This is a genomic window from Rhodopirellula sp. JB055 (assembly GCF_043100905.1).
Lineage (GTDB): Bacteria > Planctomycetota > Planctomycetia > Pirellulales > Pirellulaceae > Rhodopirellula.
On the sequence record NZ_JBICHO010000520.1, the window covers coordinates 1 to 10,520 of the forward strand.

Genomic DNA, 10,520 nt, shown 5'->3' on the forward strand with positions numbered 1-10,520 from the left:
ATGTCGCCGCCATCTATCGCGATCGCGAACGACACCGACGCCGCGACATATTGATTTGGGTATCGCCAATGATCGTCTGCACGCTGGGGATGACGATTGGGTGGGTAATGGTCGCGCTCTTCATGCCACTCGTCCAGCTCATCAGTGGGTTGTCATGAACACTTCATTCACACCAACGCACGACAACACTCCCGATGGCTTGCTGGCTCTTTCGTCAATCCCGCAGCGAGCCCTTGTGCGAACGTTGCTGGTCGCTCACCAAGAACGCACGAATCCCGCGAAGTGGGTGCATCTTCTCGCGGCCGAATTTGGCGGCCCCGTTGGAATGCGAATGAACCATCTCGCGATGCTCCTGAAAGCGGGCACACCTGTCGCGGATGCTCTGGAACAAACACCGGGCATCCTGGCTCACTCCGGCTTGATGGCCATTCGTTTGGCAAGCGAAACAGGAACCCTGAGTGAAACCTACGAAGCATTGATCTCCGACCAAGGATTGGAATCGGAATCCACCGATTCCAGTTGGCAGAATCCGCGATCCGAGTTCACTCGCGTGCTGCTCGGATTCATTGTCGCTTGGTTCATCCTTTCATTCCTGATGATTTTCATCATGCCGACTTTTGAAAAGATGTTCGAAGAGTTTGGATTGGAACTCCCTGCGATCACTCGTTTGCTGATCTCGGTCAGCCACCGTGGTGGCGAGTTCTTCTTTTTTGGGGTCGCGATTTTCGCAATGATGTTCCTGGGACGCTTGTTCTTCTTTGGAGAGAAACGCCCGCAACGATTCAATCCGTTTCGATGGCACGAACGCTTCGTTCCCCCGGCGGTCAATTTGCTTTCATTGCTCGCCATCGTGGTCGGTTCCGGCCGGCCGATTGCCTCGGGACTGGAAACCCTTTCGAAGTGTCATCACGTTCCCCAAACACGACGTCGACTCGCCGCATCATGCGAACGAATCGAACGAGGCGAAGACCCCTGGGCGACGCTGGCCAGCGAAAAGATTCTGACCACCAAAGAATCCCGAGCGTTGTCGGTGGCCGCGTCGAGCGATGTCCAAGCCTGGCTGCTGCAATGGCTCGCAGAATCTCGCTTTGACCGGCGTTCGATGCGCCGCCACCTGGTGACGCAAGCGATCGCGCTGGTCAGTCTGTTTCTGCTGGCCGCTGTCGTGGCTTGGGTTTGCATCGCGATCTTCCTTGTTCTCACCAGCCTGATTGGAGCCCTCGCGTGATCCCCCATCGCTCCACAAGCCGAACTTCGCCATCGCGAAACGCATTCACGATGATCGAATTGGTGGTCGCCGCCTCGATCATGATCGCGCTGATGTCAGTCGTGACCTCGTTGACGTTTCGAATCCACGGGGTTTGGAAAGACACCAACCAACAACGCATTGCGACCTGGGCGGTGTCCAGCGAACTCGAACGGATCACGTCTCTTCCGACGGCTGAAATTGCAACCGCTCTGCAGGAACTTGAGGCATCCGAGGAACTCCAGAATTCATTGACTGAACCCGAGTGGTCAGGCGACTTCATCGACGATGAACTCGGCCCACGGGTCGCTCTGCGATTGGATTGGAAACGCCGCCATCCGGGCACACCTCTCGAGTTGGTTGGCTGGGTTCTGGACACAATCGCCAAAGAGGAGACGTCGCAATGAACCGCTCTCTTCAACGACACGCTCATTCCTTGGTGGAACTGATGATCGTGCTCTCGGTGCTTTCATCCCTGATCACTGTTTCCATCGGCTGGATTCACCAATCCATGAAACTCTCCAAACAAATGAACTCCCGGCAAGCTCACCAAACCAACCTGACACGTTTAACACGGATGATTCGGGACGATGCCCGCGCCGCCAACGCCGCTTCGGTTGACGGCCAAACGTTGACGCTGCCCTCGTTGCAAGTCGTGTATCAAGTCGAAGGCCCAGTGATTCAGCGGACCGAACAAATCGACGCGAACACCACGCGAACGGATGTCTTTGAATTGCAACCGGGTTCACGTGTCATTTGGAACGACACCGAACTCCCCAAAGCCATCACGTTGCAGATCAAACGTTCCAGCGGAACTTCCATCCCAAGTCGACTGCCACTAACGAACGATTCCAATTCACCCAACTCGGACACGACCGATCGCAACGATTTGCATCTGCGAATGGAACTGAATCGGTACGCACGATTCGGAGTGAAGCCATGAAACAAGCATCCTCCCTTCACCCGCTCTTCGGAAACGCCAAGCAAACCACTCCCACCCTCCCGCCTCCCACCGGGAGGTTTGAGCGAAGCTCCCGTCCTCTTCACCCTCCCTCTGGGAGGGTCGAGCGAAGCGAGGGGAGGGCCGAGCAGAATCTCAGCACAAAATCTCCCAGGCCACCACGCAAAGGCACAGCCCTGATCTACGTGCTCGTGTGCCTGGGGATTTCGATTTCATTGGTGATGACCTCGCTGAAAAGCAGCCTGACGCATCGCCGACAAACCAACCAACTGCTTCGAGTGGAACAAACCGATTGGCTGCTCGAGGCCGGATTGGTCCGAGCTCACCGACAACTTCGCGAAGACAACGCTTACACCGGAGAAACCTGGTCCGTCAGCGACGCGATTCGCGGTGATGAACCGGCCGAAATTGAAATCGAAGTGACGCGAGACGATGCCTCCGAGGATTCCCTGACCATTCACGTGATCGCTCGGTTGGGCCAACAAGATCCCGAGAACCCGCGTCGCATCCAGCGGTCCAACAACTGGCAAATCGCTTCCGAGCTTTAGCCACCCACGACACTCACCTAATCCCAATCCATTGCTCCACCGACCTTTTCAACCGGCCCCACCCCGAACCCAGGAATCTACCATGGCAACGAATTTCCCTTCCTCGTCACGGCGTGCATTCACGCTGGTCGAACTCTTGGTGGTGATCGCCATCATCGGCGTCTTGGTCGGTTTGCTGTTGCCGGCGGTCCAAGCCGCTCGGGAAGCGGCACGACGGATGAGCTGTTCCAACAACATCGCTCAGCTCACCTTGGCGACTCACAACTACGAATTCGCGATGGAGCACTTGCCACCAGGAACCACCAACCCGACCGGTCCCATCGTCAACACGCCCAATGGCGAGCACATCAGCTTCCTGGTTCGCTTGTTGCCTTACATCGAACAGCAAGGTACCGCCGACGACTTTGATTTGACCGCTAGCGTCTATGCTCCGGTCAATGCAAAAGTTCGCGCGTATCAAATTTCCGCCTTCTTGTGCCCATCGTTTCCATTTGGCACCAACGATGAAAAGACGGCTGGCCTGTCCAACTACGCCGGCTGTCATCACGACGTGGAAGCTCCGATCGACGAAGACAACAACGGACTGCTGTTTCTCAACAGCGAGGTTCGCTACAGCGACATCTATGACGGCAGCAGCCACACAATCCTGATCGGCGAAATGATTCCGACCGGGAGATCACTTGGGTGGGCGTCAGGAACACGAAGCACACTACGAAACACCGGCACCATGATTGGCGGCGGGATTCGAATGATGCAGATGAACAACACGGCCATCGACGAGAATCCGCCCGAGTTCGTCGGCGGCTTCGCCAGTGAACATCCCGGCGGCGGCAACTTCGGCTTCGCAGACGGCTCGGTCCGATTTCTTTCACAAAATACTGACCCACAAATCTTCACCTACCTCGGCCACCGAGCCGACGGAGAATTTGTCGACGAAGAGATGTGATTGACTGTCGTCCATCGGCTCCGCCCGATGGAGTCATATGCTTCGCACCAACAGTCGCCCATTGGCTCCGTCCAATGGAGTCACCCCGAACATACAACGACAGCATGTTAGGCGAACCGTTCGACCCATCCGCCGAGTTCTCTATCCAGGAACGCTGCAAACCGCACTGGTCGCAAGCGGGAGCAATCGTGTTCATCACCTTTCGACTGGCCGATTCCATCCCCGCGGTCGTAATCGATCAATGGGATCGTGAACGGGTCGACTGGCTGCATCGAGCAGGCCCCCCCGAGGCCACGACGCTGAACTGGAAATCGATTGCCCACTCCCTGGAACAAAAACTCAAAGACACGTTCCAGAGACAATTCAGGCAGACGCACGAACGTTTTCTTGATGATTGTCACGGTGCGTGTGTCTTGAAACGTCCTGAGATCGCTCGCATTGTCGCCGATGCATTGCACCATTTCGACGGAATTCGCTATCGACTCGGTGATTTCGTCGTCATGCCCAATCACGTGCATCTACTGGCGTCGTTCGCTGATCCTGACTCAATGTCGAAACAGTGCTTCTCGTGGCTTCATTTCACCGCCAAGAAAATCAACGCTGCGTTGGAACGGCGCGGAAAGCTCTGGCAATCCGATGCCTTCGATCATCTTGTTCGATCAGGTGAGCAATACGAATATCTGCGTCGGTACATCGAAGAAAACCCGGAGAAGGCAAACCTTTGCGAGGGCCAGTTTCTTCATTGGGTCAGCCCCAATGGCTGACACTCCGGTTTAGGTTGAGGGTCGCCGGATCTAGACCCTTTCTCCATCGAGCGGAGTCGATGGGCGACAATCACACCCCCTGATTCCCCCCAAAAAAGTACGACTTGCCAAAATCGCACCTGGCTAGTCATACTCTGGGGCTCGAAAATTTCATTTCCCTGACAAACCACGCCGGCACGTCTGATGTCCAAGAGCAAGAAAAAAGCAGAAACCATTTTCCTGGTCTGCGAAGAAACCGGACAGTACAACTACACCCTCCGCAAAAAGCCTGGTGGGGAAAAGCTTCGTTTGAAGAAGTACAACCCCAACCTGCGCAAGCACACCTGGCACGCTGAAAAGAAAAAGTAAGCTTCTCAGCGCCGACTCTATTCAAGGACGACGGTCGATTTGAGTACCGATTCCAGCTCGATTTCCGATTCCAACCAGCTTGTTGATTCCGGGACGAAGCGGGAATGGCGGATCACTCCACACGACGCCCCGTTGGTCGAACAATTGATTCGCACCACGGGGTTGCCTCCGGTCGTCGCTCAGTTGTTGGTCAGTCGGGGCGTTTATTCGCAAGAAGACGCCGCAACGTTCCTGGACACCAAACTGACCAGCCTGCGTGACCCGCAGTTGCTGCCCGGCGTACCTGCCGCGACCGAAAAAATCTTAGCGGCCGCTGAAGCCAAGACGCCGATCGTCATTTATGGCGATTACGACGCCGACGGCATGACTGGGTCCGCCATCCTGGTCAATTGCCTGCGTTTGATCGGGGCCGAGGTCAGCTACCACGTGCCCAACCGGCTCGAGGAAGGTTACGGCCTGAACGAGGACTCGATCCGCAAACTGGTCGCTCGCGGCAAGCAGATGATCATCTCGGTCGATTGCGGCATCGCCAGCCTGCAGTGCGCCAAACTCTGTCGCGAACTTGGCGTGACGCTGATCGTCACCGATCACCACCAAATTGGCGACGAACTGCCCGACGCCGACATCATCGTCCACCCACGACTGCCCGGAACGGCTTACCCATTTGGCGAACTCTGCGGCGCCGGTGTGGCCTTCAAACTCGCCTGGTCGCTTTGCCAAGCCAAATGCGGGCAGAAAAAAGTCACACCGCCGATGAAGCGATTCCTGATGCAGTCGCTCTCGCTAGCCGCCATCGGAACGATTGCTGACGTGGTCCCGCTGCTGGATGAAAACCGCGTGCTGGTCAATCACGGCCTGCGAGTCATGCAGACTGAACCGCTGCCGGGTTTGTGGGAACTGATGAAACTGACCAAACTCGACCAAGCCAGCGAACTAACCACCGAAAACATTTCCTTCGGGCTGGCTCCTCGGCTGAACGCCGCCGGACGCCTTGGCCAAGCCCAACTGGGCATCGAACTGCTGACCATCGAAGCCGGCGACCGCGCCGTGGCGCTTGCCCAGTACATCGACCAGCTCAACGGAACCCGCGACACGCTGCAGCGAAGCGTTCAACTAGCCGCCCAAAAGCAAGCCAAATCAAACTTCGATCCTGAAAACGATCCTGCATTGGTCTTGGCCGGAGTCGGCTGGCACACCGGAGTCATCGGTGTTGTCGCCGGGCGATTGGCCGAGAAATACGCCAAACCCGTGATCATTCTCTCGCTCGACACCGCGGGCAAAGTCGACGCGACCGGGTCGGGACGCGTCGGCGGCACAGGCATCAACCTCTACGAAGCCCTGCGAGAGTGCGAGGACCGTCTGGTTCGCTACGGCGGTCACCCAGCAGCGGGAGGACTGACCATTCGAGAATCCGACATCGAAGCCTTTCGAGGTGACTTCTGCGAAGCCGTCTCGAAACAATGGTCCGAGCAAGAATTGGCGCCGGCGATCCAAATCGATGCGGAGGCTCCGCTCGGTCAACTGAACCTGCAAACGATGAAGCAGATCGAAACGATGGCTCCCTTTGGCGCCGGCAACCCGCGTCCGGTGTTGATGGGCCGCGACATTCAGCTCAACGAACCGGCCAAAAAGATGGGCAAGGGTGAGAACCACCTGTCCGTGCGTCTGAAACAAGGCGAACGCGTGATTCGGGGCGTCGCCTTCGGTGCGGCGGATTGGTGCGAACCGCTGAACCAGCACAACGGCCCGATCGAGATCGCCTACCGGCCCGTCATCAACGAATTCAATGGTTACCGCAGTGTCGAAGTTCACTTGGTGGACTGGCGAATACAAACCTGAGACGGGCAAGAATCTGCTACTCTCCTCCCTAAGAGGTCGTGCAGTTTTACAAGCTCAGTGATCGCAAGGTTGAATCTCAGTGCTCGCAAGGCTGAATTCACCCTCCTGAACGCAGTTGGGGAGGGTCGGAATGCGAGCGTCCAGCGAGAATCCCGGGGAGGGCTGTCCGCCCCGTTTCCCATGCTCGGCCCTCACCCTCGCGTACGCCCGAATGGCGTCGCACCTCTCCTGAAACTTCGTTTCGGGAGAGGTACACCATGTGGAAATCGGCCGAAAAGCGGAATCAAAAAAGCTGCAGCCCTCCATAGACCCTGCGTCGTTCGATGGGCAAAACTTCCCTGTTTCGCGTGCTGTTCTCTGCGTCGCGTTGCGAGTAAAGTACCGCCACTATGAATACACTTTTTGAATTGAACGATGATGTCGCGGTCGTAATCGGCGGCACAGGCGAGCTCGGCGGCCACATGGCCCAGGCACTCGGATCGGCCGGAGCTCGCACGGCAGTTTTGGGACGCAACGCGGAACGTGGCGAAGCGAAAGTCAAAGCGATCACCTCGGGCGGCGGCGAAGCCAAATTCTTTGCCGTCGACGGGATGCAAGCGGACTCCTTGGCCGAAGCTCGCGACGCGATCACGGCTTGGGCCGGAACGCCAACGATCCTGGTCAACGCCGCGGGCGGCAACCATCCCGACGCGACGATTCCACCTGGCGGCGATGTCTGCGGATTGCCTCGCGAAGCTTGGCAGCACGTGTTCGACCTGAACTTGGTCGGCGGCGCCTTGTTGCCCAGCCAAGTGTTCGCGCCCGCGATGATCGAAGCCGGCGTCGGCAGCATCATCAACATCGCGTCGATGTCAGGCATCATCCCGCTGTCTCGCGTCGTGGCTTACTCGGCCGCGAAAGCCGCGGTGATCAACCTGACCCTCTGGCTGGCTCGCGAATGGGCGACCACCGGCGTGCGAGTCAACGCGATCAGCCCCGGTTTCTTCCCCGCCGAACAAAACCGCAAACTGCTCTACAACGACGACGGCTCGTACACTGAACGTGGCGGCCAAATCATTGGGCACACCCCGATGGCTCGCTTCGGAAAACCCGAAGGACTCGCCGGGGCCGCGATCTGGTTGGCCTCGCGAAAAGCATCTTCGTTTGTCACCGGTCAAAACATCGCGGTCGACGGCGGATTCGCATCCGTCACGATCTAGCCCTGCTTCCAAGGCACTTCTCGAGTTGTCCGTAGCCGGATTCGCCAGAATTCGGACTCGCAAATCCTAGAACGATTTCATCGCGACAGCCCGCTCACAACGGCTCATCCCTTCATCCCAACTCTCCCCATCCACACTGTCCCATGATTGAACTACGCAGCGACGCCAAATACGCCATGGTCATTCCCACCAGCATGGGAATTCGCCTCACGCCAGTGGACCACCAACCGTTCCACTGCAGCGACACGTTCAAGATGCAAGCCACCAGCGCTGAATCAAACGTCGGCAGCATCTCGTCGTTCTTGGGATTGCCCGTCAAAATCTTGACCGCCTTTGTCAAAGACAGTCCCGTCGCTCGGTTCATCAAAGATGACTTGGCCGGCCGTCACATGGACTACGAAGGTCCTGAATTCGTTCAAGACAACCCTTGGGGCGTGCGTCACCAAATCAACATGGCCGACAGCGGCTGGGGTTCGCGTGGACCTCGCGTGCAAAACGACCGCGCCGGTGAAGTCGGCCGCAAGCTGAACGTCAAAGACTTCGACCTCGATCGCATCTTCGGAACCGAAGGCGCCAAGATCGTTCACCTGTCCGGCTTGATCGCTGCTCTCTCGGAAGAGACCAGCGAATTCTGCTTGGAGATCGCTCGTGCGGCCAAGAAACACGGCTCGCGAATTTCGTTCGACCTCAACCACCGGGCTTCGTTCTGGAAAGGTCGCGAAGAAAAACTGGCGGCTCAGTTCAAAGAGATCGCCAGCCTGTCCGACATCCTGATCGGCAACGAAGAAGACTTCCAACTGTGCCTCGGGGTCGAAGGCCCCGAAGCCGGAGGCAGTGACATTTCCGCGAAGATCGATGGCTTCAAGGAAATGATCAATCGCGTCAAAAAGGAATACGCCGATACCACCCTGTTCGCGACCACCCTGCGTGAAGTCGAGAGCGCCAACCTGCATCACTGGGGCGCGATCGTTTCGCACGGCACCGAGTTCGCTGTCATCGAGCCTCGCGAAATCGGCGTGATCGATCGCATCGGCGGCGGTGACGGATTCGTCGGTGGCTTGCTCTACGGCGTGCTGCAAGGCTGGGACGCAGAGAAAAGCTCCCAATTCGGTTGGGCCACCGGTGCTTTGACCGCAACGCTCTACACCGACTTCGGCCAACCTGCCGACGAAGACCAAGTCTGGAGCATCTGGAAGGGCAACGCCCGCGTCCAACGCTAAGCTTTGCAGGGTGCATCGACAACCTCTTCCTCAGAGGTTCTGAAGTAGCAGTGCTCGTGACATCTCAACACCCCCGCCCGTTGAAGAGGGCGTGCCGTTTTTAGATGCTGTGTTGCCAAGCGTTTCTCATCACCCTCCCCCTGGGAGGCCTGACGAACCGGTGGTAAGTGGTCCAATCCAGGTGGTCGCCTTTTGCTTCGGGTTTCATAGGGGGCTCGCGTTCTCGAGTGAGGCCACGAAGCGGTCACAGACGGTAGCCGGTGATCGAGCAAAGCGAAAACCACCGGACAGCGACATCACAACCCGAAGCGTGAGCGAGCGACTCCCCCAAGTCCCACGATGGCCCCATCTGGGGCGAAACCCAGACGCCAGCCACCATGATCTTTCGAACGTCCCAAGGAAGGGTGACACAGAAAGGCACAACCTCGAGGGTCCAGCGTGGGGAGGGCCCAACGCGTCACTCGCCCCCACTCAAAACCGTAGGCCAGCCGTTCACTCTTTCTCGGCAGTGGCCTCTTCAAAGGTTGTGTACTTCCACACGATCTTGGTAGGTGGATTTAATTCCATCGTGCCGATCCCCTTCGTTGCGAACTCGCCGTCGACCGTGTAAGTCCATCCTCGCGTTGCGTTCGTGGCAATTCCCTCGACAGAATTGACGAACGCGGTCGTGCCTTCGCCACCGATTTCCATCTTGGGAGAACTCAGATTGCGCATGAGAGTCTCCAACGTCGATCCTGCTGCGACATTGTCCACGACATAAGACTTGGTTGTCTCCTCATCGATCACGAACTCGAACGTGACCTCCCCCGTCGGCGCGTAGTCTTCAATCACCGGTGGCTCCACGGACGCGGTGGATCCACCGCACCCACAGAGGCTCAGCAACACGGTTCCCAAAAGAACGCAAAACAGCGGACGAAAACGGCTACCACTCGCCCGCGTGAAAAAGTGTCTCGCTGCCTGCGATGACTCCTCGGTCGTTTTTGTAAACACAATGCTTGCCTGTGAAACTTGGTAGCGAGCGAACCTCGCGGAATGGTTTCCCACAACTTACCGCGAAAACACGCGCCGAGTCAGGGGAATCCGCAAGTCACCACAAGCCCATCCGGCCCCCGTAGCCGACTGAGGCCCCTCAGTCGGCAAAAATACCCCTGCAGCGCACCAACCCCCCGCGAGCTCATCACCTCCTCCCCACTGAAAACCCGCCACCGGTTGCAATCATCGGCAATCAGGCCGACGGAGGGCCTCCGTCGGCTACACGTTGCCTGCACCAATCCCGACCCAGGACCGTAGCCGACTGAGGCCTCTCAGTCGGCAAACCCCACCTGCAACGCACCAACCCCGCGAAGACTCACCCCTCGCTCCCCGCAGCAAAGCCCCAACTCGGGCCGCGATTGATGGCGCGCACGCCGACGGAGGGCCTCCGTCGGCTACACGTTGCCTGCCCCAATC

General features: G+C 57.8%; 11 protein-coding genes. 10 read left to right on the plus strand and 1 reads right to left on the minus strand.

Annotated features, from left to right (window positions below; translation table 11 throughout):
* Nucleotides 1-154 precede the first annotated feature (154 nt).
* The 10 genes from ACF8AM_RS20265 (at nt 155) to ACF8AM_RS20310 (ending at nt 9,071) form a co-directional block, all read left to right on the plus strand.
* Nucleotides 155-1,228 carry a type II secretion system F family protein gene (locus tag ACF8AM_RS20265; RefSeq protein ID WP_392557393.1) on the plus strand — a complete coding sequence of 358 codons (1,074 nt, stop codon included), beginning with the start codon at nt 155-157 and terminating at the stop codon, nt 1,226-1,228.
* A complete protein-coding gene (locus tag ACF8AM_RS20270; RefSeq protein ID WP_392557402.1) occupies nt 1,228-1,653 on the plus strand; it encodes a type II secretion system protein in 426 nt (141 codons plus the stop codon). Before ACF8AM_RS20265 ends, ACF8AM_RS20270 begins: the two co-directional genes overlap by 1 nt.
* On the plus strand, nt 1,650-2,189 hold the full coding sequence (locus tag ACF8AM_RS20275; protein ID WP_392557394.1) for a hypothetical protein: 540 nt from the start codon (nt 1,650-1,652) through the stop codon (nt 2,187-2,189). Before ACF8AM_RS20270 ends, ACF8AM_RS20275 begins: the two co-directional genes overlap by 4 nt.
* A 239-nt stretch (nt 2,190-2,428) precedes the next feature.
* Nucleotides 2,429-2,755 carry a hypothetical protein gene (locus ACF8AM_RS20280; protein ID WP_392557395.1) on the plus strand — a complete coding sequence of 109 codons (327 nt, stop codon included), beginning with the start codon at nt 2,429-2,431 and terminating at the stop codon, nt 2,753-2,755.
* Nucleotides 2,756-2,837: 82 nt separating this feature from the next.
* Nucleotides 2,838-3,701 carry a DUF1559 domain-containing protein gene (locus tag ACF8AM_RS20285; RefSeq protein ID WP_392557396.1) on the plus strand — a complete coding sequence of 288 codons (864 nt, stop codon included), beginning with the start codon at nt 2,838-2,840 and terminating at the stop codon, nt 3,699-3,701.
* Nucleotides 3,702-3,805: 104 nt separating this feature from the next.
* Nucleotides 3,806-4,465 carry a hypothetical protein gene (locus tag ACF8AM_RS20290; protein ID WP_392557397.1) on the plus strand — a complete coding sequence of 220 codons (660 nt, stop codon included), beginning with the start codon at nt 3,806-3,808 and terminating at the stop codon, nt 4,463-4,465.
* 183 nt (nt 4,466-4,648) lie between these two features.
* Nucleotides 4,649-4,813, plus strand: coding sequence for a 50S ribosomal protein L33 (gene rpmG / locus ACF8AM_RS20295; protein ID WP_007324504.1), 165 nt, complete (start codon nt 4,649-4,651; stop codon nt 4,811-4,813).
* 39 nt (nt 4,814-4,852) lie between these two features.
* Nucleotides 4,853-6,652 carry a single-stranded-DNA-specific exonuclease RecJ gene (gene recJ, locus ACF8AM_RS20300; RefSeq protein WP_392557398.1) on the plus strand — a complete coding sequence of 600 codons (1,800 nt, stop codon included), beginning with the start codon at nt 4,853-4,855 and terminating at the stop codon, nt 6,650-6,652.
* 389 nt (nt 6,653-7,041) lie between these two features.
* Nucleotides 7,042-7,851, plus strand: a complete 810-nt coding sequence (locus ACF8AM_RS20305) for a D-mannonate oxidoreductase (protein WP_392557399.1) — start codon at nt 7,042-7,044, stop codon at nt 7,849-7,851.
* A 143-nt stretch (nt 7,852-7,994) separates the two neighbouring features.
* On the plus strand, nt 7,995-9,071 hold the full coding sequence (locus ACF8AM_RS20310) for a sugar kinase (protein ID WP_392557400.1): 1,077 nt from the start codon (nt 7,995-7,997) through the stop codon (nt 9,069-9,071).
* Between the two features lie 492 nt (nt 9,072-9,563).
* Here the strand turns inward: ACF8AM_RS20310 and ACF8AM_RS20315 are convergent, their stop codons facing one another.
* Nucleotides 9,564-9,956 (minus strand): DUF4430 domain-containing protein, encoded by a 393-nt coding sequence (locus ACF8AM_RS20315; RefSeq protein ID WP_392557401.1) that lies wholly within the window; start codon nt 9,954-9,956, stop codon nt 9,564-9,566.
* Between the last annotated feature and the right edge of the window lie 564 nt (nt 9,957-10,520).